The organism is Shewanella sp. MTB7, from assembly GCF_027571385.1.
Lineage (GTDB): Bacteria > Pseudomonadota > Gammaproteobacteria > Enterobacterales > Shewanellaceae > Shewanella.
This window is the reverse complement of sequence record NZ_CP085636.1, coordinates 722,753-739,673: the sequence shown is the minus strand read 5'-3', so window position 1 is coordinate 739,673 and position 16,921 is coordinate 722,753. Positions and strand designations below refer to the sequence as shown.

General features: G+C 42.2%; 16 protein-coding genes. 8 read left to right on the top strand and 8 right to left on the bottom strand.

The window, feature by feature from the left end; genetic code table 11:
• Nucleotides 1-30: 30 nt before the first annotated feature.
• Nucleotides 31-756, bottom strand: coding sequence for a fumarate reductase cytochrome b subunit (locus tag HWQ47_RS03050; protein WP_269969725.1), 726 nt, complete (start codon nt 754-756; stop codon nt 31-33).
• A gap of 356 nt (nt 757-1,112) precedes the next feature.
• Here HWQ47_RS03050 and prmA point away from each other — a divergent pair, with 356 nt between their 5' ends.
• From prmA to HWQ47_RS03015, 7 genes are all read left to right on the top strand, one after another.
• On the top strand, nt 1,113-1,994 hold the full coding sequence (gene prmA / locus HWQ47_RS03045; protein ID WP_269971646.1) for a 50S ribosomal protein L11 methyltransferase: 882 nt from the start codon (nt 1,113-1,115) through the stop codon (nt 1,992-1,994).
• Between the two features lie 149 nt (nt 1,995-2,143).
• A complete protein-coding gene (dusB, locus tag HWQ47_RS03040; protein WP_269969724.1) occupies nt 2,144-3,112 on the top strand; it encodes a tRNA dihydrouridine synthase DusB in 969 nt (322 codons plus the stop codon).
• Nucleotides 3,113-3,130: 18 nt separating this feature from the next.
• Nucleotides 3,131-3,436: a DNA-binding transcriptional regulator Fis gene (gene fis / locus HWQ47_RS03035; protein ID WP_005496187.1), complete on the top strand. Its 306-nt coding sequence runs from the start codon at nt 3,131-3,133 to the stop codon at nt 3,434-3,436.
• A gap of 710 nt (nt 3,437-4,146) precedes the next feature.
• Nucleotides 4,147-5,271: a Kelch repeat-containing protein gene (locus HWQ47_RS03030; protein ID WP_269969723.1), complete on the top strand. Its 1,125-nt coding sequence runs from the start codon at nt 4,147-4,149 to the stop codon at nt 5,269-5,271.
• Between the two features lie 105 nt (nt 5,272-5,376).
• The gene (gene ric / locus HWQ47_RS03025; protein WP_269969722.1) at nt 5,377-6,096 is read left to right on the top strand and encodes an iron-sulfur cluster repair di-iron protein; all 720 of its coding nucleotides are present in this window, start codon (nt 5,377-5,379) and stop codon (nt 6,094-6,096) included.
• 452 nt (nt 6,097-6,548) lie between these two features.
• Entirely contained in the window at nt 6,549-8,357 is a 1,809-nt protein-coding gene (locus tag HWQ47_RS03020; protein ID WP_269969721.1) for a retention module-containing protein, read from the top strand.
• On the top strand, nt 8,330-10,171 hold the full coding sequence (locus HWQ47_RS03015; protein WP_269969720.1) for a calcium-binding protein: 1,842 nt from the start codon (nt 8,330-8,332) through the stop codon (nt 10,169-10,171). The genes HWQ47_RS03020 and HWQ47_RS03015 overlap by 28 nt, the downstream gene beginning before the upstream one ends.
• An 88-nt stretch (nt 10,172-10,259) precedes the next feature.
• Here HWQ47_RS03015 and HWQ47_RS03010 read toward each other — a convergent pair whose 3' ends face one another.
• The 6 genes from HWQ47_RS03010 to lptM form a co-directional block, all read right to left on the bottom strand.
• The gene (locus HWQ47_RS03010) at nt 10,260-10,976 is read right to left on the bottom strand and encodes an HAD-IA family hydrolase (RefSeq protein ID WP_269971645.1); all 717 of its coding nucleotides are present in this window, start codon (nt 10,974-10,976) and stop codon (nt 10,260-10,262) included.
• On the bottom strand, nt 10,976-11,875 hold the full coding sequence (xerC, locus tag HWQ47_RS03005) for a tyrosine recombinase XerC (protein WP_269969719.1): 900 nt from the start codon (nt 11,873-11,875) through the stop codon (nt 10,976-10,978). The genes HWQ47_RS03010 and xerC overlap by 1 nt, the downstream gene beginning before the upstream one ends.
• A 72-nt stretch (nt 11,876-11,947) precedes the next feature.
• Nucleotides 11,948-12,586 (bottom strand): DUF484 family protein, encoded by a 639-nt coding sequence (locus HWQ47_RS03000; RefSeq protein ID WP_269969718.1) that lies wholly within the window; start codon nt 12,584-12,586, stop codon nt 11,948-11,950.
• Nucleotides 12,583-13,425, bottom strand: coding sequence for a diaminopimelate epimerase (dapF, locus tag HWQ47_RS02995; protein WP_269969717.1), 843 nt, complete (start codon nt 13,423-13,425; stop codon nt 12,583-12,585). Before dapF ends, HWQ47_RS03000 begins: the two co-directional genes overlap by 4 nt.
• 75 nt (nt 13,426-13,500) lie before the next feature.
• The gene (lysA, locus tag HWQ47_RS02990; protein ID WP_269969716.1) at nt 13,501-14,745 is read right to left on the bottom strand and encodes a diaminopimelate decarboxylase; all 1,245 of its coding nucleotides are present in this window, start codon (nt 14,743-14,745) and stop codon (nt 13,501-13,503) included.
• Nucleotides 14,746-14,749: 4 nt separating this feature from the next.
• Nucleotides 14,750-14,905, bottom strand: a complete 156-nt coding sequence (gene lptM, locus HWQ47_RS02985; protein ID WP_269969715.1) for an LPS translocon maturation chaperone LptM — start codon at nt 14,903-14,905, stop codon at nt 14,750-14,752.
• 278 nt (nt 14,906-15,183) lie between these two features.
• On the opposite strand from lptM, the gene cyaY reads away from it, so the two are divergent.
• Nucleotides 15,184-15,513, top strand: a complete 330-nt coding sequence (gene cyaY, locus HWQ47_RS02980; RefSeq protein ID WP_269969714.1) for an iron donor protein CyaY — start codon at nt 15,184-15,186, stop codon at nt 15,511-15,513.
• Nucleotides 15,514-15,664: 151 nt separating this feature from the next.
• Here the strand turns inward: cyaY and HWQ47_RS02975 are convergent, their stop codons facing one another.
• Entirely contained in the window at nt 15,665-16,876 is a 1,212-nt protein-coding gene (locus tag HWQ47_RS02975; protein ID WP_269969713.1) for an MFS transporter, read from the bottom strand.
• Nucleotides 16,877-16,921: the final 45 nt, after the last annotated feature.

Genomic DNA, 16,921 nt, shown 5'->3' with positions numbered 1-16,921 from the left:
CATCAAATAAGTGTCATTCCTCAAAAACCACTAGCTAGGCACATAAGGTTGTACTGGAGTTGATAAATCCGCCCCAATAAAGAGATATGAAACCAAACTAAGCACACCGATGGTGAGCAAGTAGACAATCATAAACTTCGCCACTTTACGTAAACCCGCACGATTGCTCGTCAATCCCCACTTTATCGCCACGCGATAGAGTCCAATCATGGCGTGGATCACCACAGCAGGTAATAAAAGGGCATAGAGTAACCACGCGTTATCCAGATAAACTCGCTCTGCAGAGAGATGAGGCCCGATTTCAGGATTAGTGATCATGGTAAAAATATGAACAGGGGCTAAGAAGAATAAAATAAAGCCAGTAACCAACTGCCAGAACCAAGCATGAGTGTCTTTATGATTGATACCATGCATGTGGCGACGCAGTGCACGCCATTGGCCCAGTTGCACAGGGAAACGCCTCAATGCCATAGCGGCATGCAGTATGACAACGAGAAGAATAAAGACAGAGAAAACCTGAGTGACCCAAGGAAAACCATGGCCAGACTCACTAAACATCCCCCCTTCTAAAAGCTGTACCACCTGGTAGAAAGCTTCCTTACCTAACAGAATACTCGATTCAAAGTGCAGATGAGCCAGTAAAAAGCCCCCTAGCAATAATCCGGTAGCACTCTGTATTTTATCGGCTCTAGCTGACCAAGGATTTCCAGCTAAGTCTGAAATACTTGATGCGGGAAGTATGGTTCTCATTGTCATATTATTATCACGCCTAGTGTCGCCATTATTACAATCTAAGCACCATAACAAGAAGAGTTCTCCTGACAAAAGCGTCTCAAAAAAATCGTGATCAAGCTCACTCATTAAGCGATGTAATTTTGAACTGCATCACAAACAACAGACATAATCCCAAACAAAGGTAATACCAATTAACCACTAAAATTCAAAAGCTTATATTTATCATTAACGCAGAACAACCAGAGAGAATTATCGACATTAATCGAGTAAACCTCATAGAAAAAGCAAATTCCAGATCCTACTTCTTATTTGTCTCACTCTTTAAATGTCACATGGTACAATATGCTCATTGCAGCACTTACCTTGAGATGATCCCAATGCCTTGGATCCAGTTAAAAATTGATACCAACAATGAACACGCCGATGCACTAAGCGATCTATTAATGGAAATAGGATCACTGTCTATTACCTTAGAAGATGGGAAAGACACGCCGATTTATGAGCCGACTTTAGGCGAAGCACCACTGTGGAACCACACTGTTCTTACCGCCCTATTCGACGCTGATCGCGATCTGAACTTAGTCGTAGAGGAGTTAAAGCTACTGCCATACCTAAGCAAAGACTTCAGCTATAAGATTGAGCAAGTAGAAGATAAAGATTGGGAACGCGAGTGGATGGATAACTTCCACCCGATTAAATTTGGCGATCGCTTATGGATCTGTCCAAGTTGGCGTGAAATCCCTGACCCTACAGCTGTCAATATCATTCTCGATCCAGGTCTTGCATTCGGTACAGGGACTCACCCAACAACCGCGTTATGTCTCGAATGGTTAGACGGCTTGAACTTCGAAAATAAAGAGGTGATAGATTTTGGCTGTGGTTCAGGCATTTTAGCCGTCGCAGCTCTTAAACTTGGCGCAACCAAAGTGACGGGTATTGATATTGATTACCAAGCTATCGATGCATCTAAAGCCAACGCAGAGCGAAATGGCGTAGAAGATCAACTTGCACTCTACCTTCCAGAAGATCAGCCAGCCGATCTTAAGGCCGATATCTTAGTCGCCAACATACTTGCAGGCCCACTTAGAGAATTAGCACCACTGATTGCCGAAAAAGTAAAACCGGGCGGTCTGTTGGCATTATCTGGTCTACTCAAAGAGCAAGCACTGGAAGTTGCCGAGTTTTATACTGAGTGGTTCGATATGGATGAGCCTGCTCACAAAGAGGAGTGGAGCCGCTTGACAGGAATACGTAAATAACGGTAACGGCAGCACATCCAGTGCTGCCAATGACTTCTTGCCTTACAAAAGTCAAGCAAAAAAGTTTTGCTCAGGTCATTTATTGACCTTTTCACCAGCCCAAAAAAGTCGTATTATAGCGCCCCTTTGAAGCTCTAGGTATGTTGGAAATGCAGATTGGACCCTATCACCTGAAAAATCAGCTGATCGTGGCACCAATGGCAGGTGTTACAGACCAAGCCTTTAGAAATCTTTGTCTTCGATACGGTGCTGCCATGGCAGTGTCTGAGATGCTTTCATCAAATCCCGATGTTTGGGACACAGATAAAAGTCGCCAGCGCATGCTTCATGCTGGTGAAGATGGGATACGATCAGTACAAATTGCAGGCGCCGATCCTGAATTGATGGCTAATGCCGCTGTTGTCAACGTACAACAAGGCGCACAGATCATCGATATCAATATGGGGTGCCCTGCAAAGAAAGTGAATAGAAAGCTAGCGGGTTCAGCACTACTACAAGACCCTGTGCAGGTAAAAGCAATTTTACAAGCCGTGGTCGCAGCAGTTGATGTGCCTGTAACACTGAAAATTCGAACTGGTTGGGCTCCAGAACACAGGAACGGTGTTCAAATCGCCCAGATAGCTGAAGATTGTGGTGTCGCCGCGTTAGCCGTACATGGCCGAACTAGGCAGTGCATGTATAAAGGTAATGCTGAATACGACACGATTAAGGCTATTAAAAAGAATATCTCGATCCCTGTTATAGCGAACGGAGATATCATCACCCCTGAGAAGGCACTTTTTGTGCTCGAACATACGGGAGTTGATGCTCTTATGATAGGACGAGGCGCCCAAGGACGGCCTTGGGTTTTCCGAGAAATTCAACATTACCTGGAAACGGGTAACAAGCTAGCGCCTGTTGAGGTGGATGAAAAGCGTCGTGTGATGCTGGAACACCTTAAAAACTTATACTCGCTTTACGGTGATTATAAGGGGATCCGTTTTGCTAGAAAACATGTTGGATGGTATTTGGACCAAGATGAACAGCGTCCATTCCGCGCCGAATTTAATCGGCTGGAAACTGTTGAAGAACAAGGTTCCATGGTGGAACGCTATTTTGACGAAATTGCACAGAATTAATTAAAGAGCAGAATACGAATGTTTGATCAGACTACTAACACAGAAACTCATCAGCTTACAGTTGGCAAAATTGAAACCGCTAACGGTACTATCAAGCCTCAGTTATTACGTGATGCAGTAAAACGCGCAGTCACTAACTTTTTCGCCCAAATGGACGGACAAGAAGCTGAAGAAGTATATGAAATGGTGTTAAGCGAAGTTGAAGCGCCTCTGCTAGATATCATCATGCAGCACACTCGCGGTAACCAAACTCGTGCAGCAAACATGCTAGGTATCAACCGTGGTACTCTGCGTAAAAAATTGAAGAAATACGGCATGAACTAAGACTCACGTCTTAGGTTGTTGTATTTTCAGCAATAAAGAAGAACGGGCTTTCAGCAATGAAAAGCCCGTTTTTGTTTTATCCTCTCTTTCATACTGACCAATTAAACAACCAACTTCCAGAATCCACCTTCAACTACTCTTTTATTCTAGGCGTAGTCAAGCATGGCTCTTTCAACTTAAATCCAAGACTCAAGCAGGATTCCTGTACTCATTAAAAATAGTAAAGCGAACCACTATCACGACTGAAATTGACATCATAGTTAAACTTGTAAGTGCAGATAAAAGACATCAATACACACTTTTCTGTCATATGGTTATCGATGCTAGTCAGTAATTGGTTGGGGATGCCTAGATTTTTTGCTTCTTGGGCAAAGCTTCTAGTCTGTTGATAAATCTCTTCAAGCATCTCTCGTAATGGCTTATCACTTGAATAGCCTGCTTGACCAGCCAGTATATTGAGTGCTTGCTTTGGCGAGGGGCTGTAAACAATGTAGTAAAATGGGGATAGTTTTCATCGAACTGAAAATAGCTGCCAGTTCTATTTACTCGTCGCCTTGCCTCAGAGGCGCTAAATTCTCGCTGAGCGATCATATCTTTATACTGATTGGTATGAATCGTCATAACTCTTCTATGAAACACCAATTTTGAGTCGATGCAAAAACATTCTATGATGGTAAAGTCAGCTACTTAGCCCATGGAACACTCATCATATGCACAAACATTCCGCTTTACTCTTATTGTTTTTTCCCTTGCTGGCATCGGCTAATTCTCCCAATGTTAACCTTCCTAATTTACCTGAACCAGTGACCAATAATGCAATAGCCTTGGCCACAAGTGAGGGAGAACACTATCTGTTTAGCTTTATGGGGTTAAATTCAGATAAAGGCCATCAAGCGATACACAACAGAGCTTGGCGACTTAAACTCAATGAGCCCAACACTCAGTGGCAGACCATCGCGAACGTTCCTCATATTGAAGAATTGCCAGGAAGATTAGCAAGCATAGCTGTCGGCATCAAAGACAAGGTATATATCTTTGGTGGCTATACAGTGTCAAAAGATCATCACGAGGTATCTACATCAGACAACTACCGCTACGCACTCAAAGATAACACCTATACTCGAATTGCCGACATGCCTGTCGCCGTCGACGATACTGCAGCTTTCAGTTATCAACAGAGGTATATCTATCTTTTTGGCGGCTGGCATCAACACGGCAATGTGAATTTGGTGCAGGTGTATGACACACAAACTGACCGTTGGTCTCAAGCAACGCCTATTCCGGCACCCGCCGTTTTTGGTCAGGCAGTTGCAGCAGTGAGCAATGAATTAGTCCTCTGTGATGGCGTCACAGTCGAAGCCAGACTTGAGCAAGCAAGAGCATTCACGGCCTCTCCTATCTGTCTATATGGCAAAATCCAAACTGAAGACCACCTGAAAATCGACTGGCAGGCTCTGCCCCATTACTCACTAACGGCCCCTTTTTTACAAGTTCGAAACTCAACCATTAAGCTTGATCCAAAAGCACACTACCGTATGGCAGCAACCGGCGATGCCCCTAATCAACAACTCATCTTCATGGCAGGCAGTGACAATCCATACAACTATGATGGCATTGGCTACAACGGCCAGCCTAGCTCACCATCAAATTCACTTTATCGCTTTGATCTAAAAAGTCACACTTGGCTGACTCCTGTGTATGTAAAACAAGCCAGCATGGATCATCGCGGCCTTATGTTTTATCAAAATAACCTCTTAAGAGTGGGCGGTATGTTGGAACAGCAACAGGTATCCGATGCTGTCTTAACAACGCCGATTAATGATCTAGCACAATGAAAATGTGATTACCCTAGTATTTTAGTAGGGAATAGATTGCACCCTATCAAAGCTGCCAATATGATACATTTAAACATGTAAATATTTAGCAGCTTTGGAGTATGTATGAGCCAGAACCATCAATCTAATGTTTCTCTATCTGAGCAAGGTGTCGGCAGTCTTGTCGCCGCTGATTTTCGTTATGCCCATGTATTTAGCCAGTTTGGTATTGATTTTTGTTGCGGTGGAGGACGCACGTTAGCCAGTGCCTGTGACAAAGCTAACGTCGAACTATCGATCGTTGAAAATGAGCTAACAAAGCTTGATCAACAAGGTCAAAAAGAGGATAGACTCAATCTACTGCCTGTTCCTGAACTCATCGATTATATTGAAGCAAAGCATCACAGCTATATCAGAGAAAAAGCACCTCTTTTGATTGAATACAGCCAAAAGATGGTACGGGCACACGGGGAACGCTATGAAGAGATTAAGCCATTGGCTGGTTGGATTAGAGCATTGGTCGATGACCTGACACCTCATTTAATGAAAGAGGAGCGGATTTTATTTCCTGCAATTCGCACCATGGCTGCTGGTGAAATAGTCAACGGCTGCTTCGGCCATATAGGCAATCCTATCAATGCGATGCAACATGAGCATGATGACGCGGGAAAAATACTAGAGAAGCTACATGAGCTAACCAATGACTTTCAGCCACCTGAACATGCCTGCACCACATGGCGAGTCTGTTATGCCACATTGGCAGAGTTTGAAGCTGACCTAAAACAACATATCCATCTTGAGAACAATATTCTATTCCCTAAAGCCTTGGCACTGGCAGATAAATAAGCCTCGTAAATAGGCAATATAAAAAGCCAGTAATTGCTGGCTTAATCACCTCAACATCCCCCCTGACATATCTATTTCTATCATCGTGGCTGCAAAAATGATGACTAAGATAAAGCAACGCCGTGAACTAAAGTTGTATTTTGTTAATCTACAAAAAAAGTGTCAAAAAAACACCATTCACAGGAAAACTACAAAGCAATAAATAACCAACATATAACACTGATCACCAGCAAAAACCAGTACAACCAACTACGCCAAGAAGCCCATTCAGTTTTACCAACTAGAAGCCAAATAATCAGCGTTAAAACATAAATGTTAAGTTAAACCAATTAGTTGATAGGTTATGTTGCATACCTTGACATTTGAGGATCTATATTTATCCTTGTGGTAACGCTTCATTTTTTCCGTTTTACAAGGCAAGAATCTAACACTCAATAGCTTGGAGTTTTCGAATGGAATCACTAGTCACGACACAACATGGACAAGTTGTATTTGTTAGCGGAAAAGTCACGACAACATTAGATGGCATCACCCAAACGATCTCTTCAGGCGAGTCTTTGCCAAGTGCCTCAACACTGACTATTGAAGACGGTGCCGAGCTAAAAATTCTATATGCCGATGATTCCCTATACTCAAATACAGACTCAGAAGTGCCATTTGATAGCGGTGCCCTCGATGAGATTGAAGCACTCCAAGCGTTAATTGCCTCAGGGGAAGATCCAACCCTAGATCTACCAGAAACAGCTGCTGGCGGAGCCAATGGTAATAAAGCAGGATCAGGGTATATTTCAGTCTCTCGAAGTGGTGATGAAACAATAGCAAGTTCAGGGTTTAATACTTCATTCGAAAACTCAACACCACTGACAACTAACTTGTCTTTGGCAGATTTAGCACCAGAATCAAGCAATAACTTCAGCATCGCACAATTCAGTGATAATTTTGTCAACGGCATCGCCTATAGCACCTCTTCAGGCTTAAAAGGTTTTACTGGTGATATGGGTAGTGACGGTTCGTTTGCCTATCATCCTGGCGACACGATTACTTTCACTATAGGTAACGTGACTATTGCTAGCTTTAGTGCCGATGCAATACAAGGCACGATATTATTCCTACAAGACATCGCTGGTACATCCCTATCTGATAGCAACATGAACTATGTTGAAAATATGGCCATCTTTCTGCAAGCGCTTGATAATGACCTCAGTGATGGCACCGATGATGGCACCTTGCAAACTAACTCACTCCTTAATTTAGATACCAGTTATGCATCTAATATCAATATTGTTTTTGCTATCCATGAATTATTAAGCAACTACATCGATCCTACGACTGGCCAGCCCTTAAATTTAGCTACGGCAGGTAAAGAGATGTTATCGCTTGTACTCGCTGAACTGGGCATTGTGTTTACTCGAGAAAGCGAACTATCTAATGATGGTCAAAATATTTTCGAAACATTAGCGATGGAACATGTTGCTGACACTATTGATGAGCTAGCGGGTGATGGTAGCCATATCACCACAGGTAATATTCTGGATAATGATGCAGGAATCAGTGGCTCTACGGTGATATCCGAGGTAGAAGGTACTACTGCTATTAACGGTATTATCACAGTCACGACTGCACTTGGTGAATTAATTGTGTACACCCAAGACACAGGTGATAACAGGGTGGGTGATTACCAATACACTCTTACGTCTAATAATACTGAGGGGGATATTGCCAGCGAATCATTTAATTACTCTCTTGAAAACGCTTTGGGAGATACCAGCTCTGCCAATCTCACCGTTAATATTCAGGATGATGCGCCTATCGTGCATAATATTAGCAAGAACCTAACGACGACAGCAGACCCAGTCACTACCAACTTGACGTTAGTACTCGATGTCTCTGGCAGTATGGATAATTCAGCTGGTAATGGTAAAACATACCTTGAAACAGCAATAGAAGCGTTAACGGCTTTAGTCAATGAGGTCGATGCCACTGGCAATGTAAACGTACAGATAGTCACATTCTCCTCTTCATCGACAAGCACAGGCTGGTTAGTTGATGATATTGCTACTGTGATAGATACTTTGAAATCGCTGTCAGCAAATGGAGGAACCGACTATAGAGATGCAATCAATACGGTGATGAACAGCGGACCAATACCAGTTGCAGATCAAAGCCTTGTCTACTTCATCTCAGATGGACAACCTAACTCTGGAGAGCACGTAAACACCGAGCAACAAGACCTATGGGAAACTTATGTCACCGCCAACTAGATATCTCTTATGGAATAGGGATCGGTGGAGCACAGCTGACTTACCTACTACCAATAGCGCATCCAGAGGTCAATGGTAATGATGATTACGCCATAAAAGTTAACGATGCCAACGATCTAACCAGTACTATTCTGAATTATTTTGATGGTAATGCAATCAAAGGAAATCTCACAACCGGAATCGATGGCGTACTTATTGGGGCCGATGGTGGCAAAATCAGCAGCATTGTCATTGATGATATCGTCTATCAGTATGACGCAGCCAATCCACTTCAAGTATTCACCACCTTATTAGGAGGCAAGTTAAGCCTAAACTTCGAAACGGGAGAGTATAGCTATTCGATCAATCTCGACCAGAATGTGCTCAATGAAAAAGAATCATTTGAAATAAGTGTGATAGATAATGATGGAGATACTGCATCACTTATTCTAGAAATGAATATTGATTACTATGCTCAGTTAGATGCTAATGCCAATAATATTATTACTAACTCAGCTAACGGTTCTGATTTGAACATCTTAACTCAATATTTAACTCATGGAGACGCTGCGCCAGAGGGGGCAGAGATCACCGCCGTCACATCGGGGAGTGCCAACAATACCTCTTTAGCAAATGGTATTGTCACAATAGTTAACGCAAATGAGGGCGATAGCTTTAATTACACGCTCGCAGGTAGTGGAACTTCTGATACCGCCAACGTTGTCATTGATTACCAAAACGCCTCTAGATTACAAGGCTCCTACGATAATGACATCATCATTGCTAAATCAAGTAAACAGCCTCCATTAGGCACACAAATCAACGCAACAGTGAAAGCAGGGAATACATATGATACAGCTAATCAATTTGGCTTTGAGGTCACCACATTAGCAGCAGGTTTATGGATTAGCCAAATCCAAATCAATCTACGTGGTGGTACAGACGACAATGCTAAGTTTGATATCAGTGACAGTAATATTTCGCTAGGGAGCGATTCTGTGGGTATTAGTGACTCTGCCGCTGATATTTTCTCAACAATGACCTCCGATAACCATGTGCTAACCGCTAATTTCTCACAGAATGACTTTACCAGTGGCGATGCATTCTGGTTCTCATTTGATACCGACAGTCTCAATAACAATACAGGTAAAGGCCTCGGTGAGTCGGGGGTCACATATACCATTACTCTAAGTGATGGCAGTGTCCTTAACGGTGTTTATGTTGTTAACGATGTAGATGGCTCGAGTGGTACGCTTATCTTTGGAAATACCATATTAGATGGTGGAGAGGGTGATGATGTCCTTATTAGCGGAGCCGATAACGATGTGTTAATCGGAGGCGAAGGCAACGATCTGCTCATTGGTGGTTTAGGGGACGATACGCTCATTGGCGGATTAGGAGAAGATACCTTTGTTTGGAATCAAGGCGATACAGGCACCGACAATATTACCGACTTTAACGTTGCCGATGACAAGCTAGACTTAAGCGATCTTCTACAAGGGATAAGCGTTGAAGAGTTGGCACAACACTTAGACTTCAGCTTCGATGCAACCACTAACAGCACCACCATTGCTATCGATGTGGATAATGATGGCGAAGCTGAACAATATATCACCTTAGATTGCGTTGATCTGCGGGATGAGTTTGGCATTACAGAGGGGACACTTGATGTTGAAGGTTCTATTATTCAAGGTCTGCTGGGTAGCAATGGAGAAGGCGCCTTGATCATTGATACAGCGGCGTCAAGCACATCGGCTAGCCCAACTCAATTTGCCAACGCCTCAGAGCCAAGTCAACAGCATGAAGAGTTAACTAATCTACACAATATTCCTTAAATAAATATTCCGAGTTTAACGTAAGCAATAAAATGGCCTATCTCAATAGGCCATTTTATTTTTTCATTTTAATTAAACCGAATTCAGATTAAATGAGTAGTCTAAGCTCTTCGATATTGCTTATCTCTATATGAGGCAGGCTACCTTTAACCTCTCCAGCTTCTGTCACGCCAAAACCTGGATTGAGCCATACTGACTGACATCCGGCTAACCTAGCCCCCATCACATCAGAACTATGACTGTCACCCACATGCAGTAAGTTCGTAGCAGATATATTGAGTCTATCAATGGCTATATTAAACATATCTGGCGCAGGTTTCATTCGTAAGCCGTCACCGGGAGATAGTACAAAATCAAGCAACGAGTCTAAGCCAATACGCTCAGCATCGACATTGCCATTGGTTATACCGACCAAGGGATATTTTTGAGCTAATGCTTGAAGTAACGCTAAAACAGGTTTTGAAACAGTGAAATCAGATCGGTGTTTTAAAAAACAATTTAGTCCCTTACGGGCACCAATTTCAGCCTCTTCTATTGAGTAACCTAAATGACATAATCCTTGTGTCAATACGACGATGCGAGCTAACCCTGTATCATGACAAAGTTCAGGCCGACCTTTAAGTAAGTTTCGTTTAAAAGCGAACCAATCAACTCTTTTAAACTGAGTCGTTAAGGGATATGCATGGTGCATAAAACGCTCTAGTTCAGCCTCAGCCCTTAAAATAATAGGCCGATTATCATAAAGCGTATCATCGAGATCAAAACTAATTGCCCCAATCTTGTTGGGGTTGATGTAGCAACGGATCATTCACTCTTATCCTTTTTCGCTCGTGTCGCCCTCGGATGAGCACCATCATACACTTTAGCCAAATGCTGAAAATCCAAGCTGGTGTATATCTGAGTCGTTGACAGGTTTGCATGGCCAAGTAACTCTTGCACCGCACGTAGATCTGCACTGGACTCCAACATATGAGTCGCAAAAGAGTGGCGTAACTTATGGGGATGAACCCGCATATTCAACGCTTGCTGCTGCCCCCATTTGGTCAAACGAGCCTGAATACTTCTATGGGCCAGGCGAGCACCTTTATTGGTCACGAACAGTGCATCACTGTCACAGGTAATTACCTGTCGACACGCTAGCCAAGTTTCAATTGCGCTTATAGCCACTTTTCCTATGGGTATAATGCGCTCCTTGCTGCCCTTACCCATCACCTTTACCAGACGCTCTGAAAATTCGATATCATTAATATCTAACGCTGCTAATTCTGCTAATCGTAATCCGGATGAATAGAATAACTCCATGATAGCCTTATCCCGTAGACTCAAGGGATCATCCCCCTCAATCTCTAGCAGATGCGTCACAGAATCCAGATCCATGTTCTTAGGCAAAGGTTTATGTTGCTTAGGCGCACTTAGACTAATAGCAGGATTTGCTTGAATCACGCCTTCGCGAACTAGAAATTCGCAAAATTGCTTAGTGGCAGATAAGGTTAATGAGAGTGAACGTGGGCTGAGCCCCTTTCGATGTAATTTACTTAGGACGCTTTGCAGTTGCTCTCGGGAAAGGTTTTTCCATGTTGTTGAATCATCCAGCAGCCGATCGACTCGGTTTAGTTCAAAAAGGTAGTTGCGAACAGTATGTTTCGATAGCCGACGCTCACCACTGAGATAACGCTCGAAGTGTTGGAACCAGTTAACGTCCATACAGCTCCTATGAAAATGATTGAACGCGATCTTCCAGCTAAAAGATCACTTGGGAAATTTGTAATAAAACGCTTAAAGTTTAGGTAACAGATGATCCAAAAGTTGTTTTAGTTGATCCAATAGTAGGTTATCCATCTCTGGATGGAAATGCATAGAGTCTTGGCTTGCGATAGCAAAAATCACTTGACCACACTCCTCTGACAGCCGTGACAATGCCACTGAACCGACTTCACTGCCAAATAATCGTTTAGATTCTCCAATCGTAAGACGTCCAAAGTAATACCCTTGGCTCAGACGCTTACTCCATATTTGAGATAGCTCACTATCGATATCATGGACGGTGATCAAACGAACTTGACTAAATTGGAATTGGGTTTTCAATCCTTCCGATAGCTCTTGCCTGAGCTCGCCGAGATCTTCACACTGCAGCAATTTAAGCGACAGAGACGTATTGAACATATAGATCATCTCATTACGCGACGCGATGCCCAATAAAGAGGTGATCTCCTCCTCAAGCTGCTGCACTCTATTGCGATACATCTCTTGCTTACGCTCCACCAAAGAGATGGTTCCACGCTCGGTATGAGGAATACGCATCGCCAATAAAAGCTCAGGGTAACGATTAAAAAAATCTGGATTATCTAGCAGAAACTCACGAATGAGTATCTCATCGAATGGGGCGGTTTTCTTCTCTTTTGAAACGTCGGTCATTGCGCTATCTGTCCATCATATACGTGTTCAGCAGGTCCGGTCATCCACAAAGGACTCCCCTCCCCATCCCAATTTATTGTCAGTGTACCACCAGGAAGATCGACGTGAACTTGTTTATTTAACTTCCCTTGTAACTGACCTATAGCCGCAGCAGCACAGGCACCAGTACCGCACGCAAGCGTTTCCCCGGCTCCACGCTCATATACCCTTAGTTTGATATGTCCGGCATCAATGATCTGCATAAAGCCAACATTGACGCCTTTGGGAAAACGTTCATTTTGAGTTAGCAATGAACCAATACGCTCAACTTCAGCATTATCAATATCATCAACTTCTAGCACACAATGAGGATTGCCCATAGAGATGGCGCCACAAAGGAATGTTTCCATCGGCACCTCTGGACTACTCGCTTGCAGCAAGTAAGTTTTCTCAACCTTTTTAGCCTGAAAAGGGATCTTGTTCGGTTCCAACACAGGTGTTCCCATGTTAACCGTGACATTTCCATCTCGCTCTAAACGCAAAGTGATTTTGCCACTGGAAGTACTGACTTTTATTTTATGCTTATTGGTCAAGCCCTTGTTTCGAACAAACCTGGCAAAACAACGAGCACCATTGCCACATTGTTCAACTTCTCCGCCATCGGCATTAAAGATACGGTAATGGAAGTCAAGTTCGGGATCGTAAGGAGGTTCCACCAACAACAATTGATCGAAACCTATCCCAAAATTTCGGTTAGCCAAACGCTTGATCTGCTCAGGGGAAAAGAACACATTTTGTGTCACCCCATCGACGACCATAAAGTCATTGCCTAACCCGTGCATTTTAGCGAAATGGATCAAAGTGTACATCCTTCAAAATCGGAGCGTGCCACTCGTTAACAGTTAGCAGCACAAACAAAACCTTATATGTATAGTCTACGGCAGTAACTGCTCACCTTGCCAGAGTTGTGACAATTTTTCTCGTTTACGAATTAAGTGAGCTTGCTCTCCATCAACCATAACTTCAGCAGATCTTGGACGAGAATTGTAATTTGAAGACATGGTAAAACCATAGGCACCTGAAGAGCGAACCGCAAGATAATCTCCAGGTTCAAGACATAACTCTCTGTCTTTCCCAAGAAAGTCACCCGTCTCACAGACTGGACCGACAATATCATAATTTAGGCTTTCTCCCTGACGCGACACCACAGGAATAATCTTCTGCCAAGCGCTATATAGAGAAGGACGAATAAGATCATTCATCGCACCATCAACCAGTGCAAAATGCTTATCGCTATTGCCTTTAAGATACAGTACCTGAGTAACAAAAATACCGGCGTTAGCCGCAATCGCACGACCAGGCTCGAAAATCAATGTTAGTTTTCTATCACCTAAACGTGCGAGTAAAGCACTGGCATAAGCATCTGGCTGAGGTGGAGTCTCATCATCGTAAGTCACTCCGAGCCCGCCACCAACGTCGAAATGTTCAATTAAAATACCAAGTTCAGCAAGACGATCGATAAGCGCCAACATACGATCCATGGCATCGAGAAAAGGCTTTATCTCCGTTAACTGAGAACCAATATGACAATCTACGCCTTTCACCTGCAAACCTAGTAGCTCATGGGCCCGCACAAATATCAACTCGGCATCTTCCATCGCGATACCAAACTTGTTCTCTTTCAACCCCGTTGAAATATAAGGATGGGTTCCCGCATCAACATCGGGATTAATTCGTAATGACACTGGCGCAATTTTATCGAGCCTGAGTGCAACCAAATTCAATTGTTCGAGTTCAGCTGCTGATTCTACATTAAAACAGTGGATCCCCAGATTAAGTGCCATCTCCATTTCGTCAACGGTTTTGCCGACGCCAGAAAAAACGACTTTCTTAGGATCGCCCCCCGCTTTTATCACACGAGAAAGCTCGCCACCGGAAACGATATCGAAACCACTGCCTAAACGCGCCAGTACATTGAGTACTGCCAAATTTGAATTAGCCTTAACAGCGTAACAAATCAGATGGGGATGATTAGCAACCGCACGATCGAAAGCATGCCAATGTCGCTCTAATGTCGCACGAGAATAGATGTAAAGAGGAGTACCGTAAGTGCGGGCAAGCTCTGCAACCTGACAATTCTCAGCTAGCAACTCACCATTTTTATAGAGAAAATGATCCAAACCGTTATTCCTTAATGCTTTGTTTCTTTGGCTGTTCTACTTTTTGCTTTTGGTTATCTTGTTTGTCTGGCGATTTATACAAAGGCCCTTTTTGACCACAAGCAGTGATAAAAAAGCCAACTAACAATACCAGTGAATACAGTTTCATTTTTCTCAACATCTATCTATCCGATTAGTTATCAAATGGTTTCGAGCTAAGCGGCCTAAAAAAACACAGTCTAGAGACTTTGTTCACTTTACTCGTGCAATTCCACCCACCTCCCGATGTTGCAGAGTTAGGCTTTCCACGTCAAGCACATATAGTACTAATACATACAATTCATGCCTTTTCCCATAAAAGATGGGCAAACGAGTAAAAATTTGATTGGAGCATAAAGCGACTGATTGATAGAATCATGGGATAGACAGTTCGCTAGACTTACCAAGGATTAATACAAGATGGCAATGACAGACACAGAGTTTCATCAGTTAGCCGATGATATGTTTCAGGCGATAGACAATGCCATTGAAGTCGCAATCGATGAACAAGATGCCGATATCGATATCGACGCTTCGGGCAATGTACTGCAGATCACATTTGAAGACGGCTCTAAAATCGTCATCAATAAACAGGAGCCTTTACATCAAATTTGGGTTGCCACAAAGTTTGGGGGATACCACTTTTCTTTTATAGATGATAAATGGATAGATGAACGAAATGACGGAGAATTTATGCCGTTTATTTTGGACTCATTTCTACGCCAAGGTGGAATAAAGATTTCACTTTAGCCCAATTAGGTGGATTAGCTTAAACTCAATCTGTCAGTTTAGGATTCAGGATGTAACCGAAATTGACAGATGTCATTACAGCCCTATCAAGATTTTGCACTACGCTTATTACCATCAACAATTTTGCCAGTTTCATCAACCAGTTTTATAATCAATTTTTATGCATGACTTTCCAGAGGTAATATATCCAATAGCTAATCCCTAAAATTAGGCTCATATACATAGGTATCATAACGTCATCACTTGCTATTTTCTGCATGACATTCTGAATAAAAGGATAGAGTATTATAGCTAAATAATTCATAGCCATAACCAATGATAGGTGAAATGTCACTCTCGATATACTAGCATTTTCGGATGTTCTATCATATATTAAAGGTTGTATTACCCCATAGCCTAATCCTATCAGAATAACTCCTACAACAATGCTCCACATTGAGTGAACCATTACACATATTGTTCCCAATATAATGATACCTATCCATATTAGGTTGTTTTTATCTTTAATCCCACTGATTAATTTATTGATAAAAAATCCAGGTAACATAACAGAAAGGAAAAATAGTGATAGTAAAACTCCACTATAGACATTTGAACCAATCTTATAATGTGCCATGAATAACGATAGATTCATAGGTATAGACAAGACGATAATTGTAATTACAAAGTAAAATATCATTAACGATATAGGCCAATCTGTTTTTATCGTGTTTAAAGAGAATGTTTTATTAGAATTTATAAGTGTATTACTTCCTTCCTTTTTTGTTCTATTCGTTTTAGCCATTCGAGATGTTAAAATAAGAGAAACAATAGAAATAGAGTATACTAAAAATGATAAATGCCACTCTATATTAGCAAGATACCCAGCTATTGCAGTTGCTAAAACCAATGATAAATTTGATATCCCAGAGATAATTCCTAGTTGTTGTGTACGTTTTGAACCACTAAAGTAATGAGCAATGAGTCCAGTAGTGAATGGGATAATCATTCCTGCTCCAACGCCAAGTAGTGCAGAGTTAATGAGCATCAAGTTAATGCCAATTGGTAAAAGGTAAATTATGGAACTGAATGTAAATATGATTAAACCCCAGATAACTAGTTTACGTATTGGGGTGTGTAGTGAGAGTTTACCAGATAGTAAAATGAATGGTATTATTATTAAAGAGGGTAGTGATTCCAGCATTTGTAGTTCAAACTCAGATACTTTAGGAAATGCTTTTTGTAAATCGTCTAAAATAGGAGATATCGCTAGTCCTGGTAAAGATGTTACCATTGCCAAAGAGTAGATAGCGATAAGTGTAGCCAGTGTTATTTTTACACTAGCCCCTGTTTTGGTGTTATTTGATGAGTGTAGTTTTGTCATGTTTAGTTTTTATATATTAGGCTTTAATGTTAGAACCTAATATAA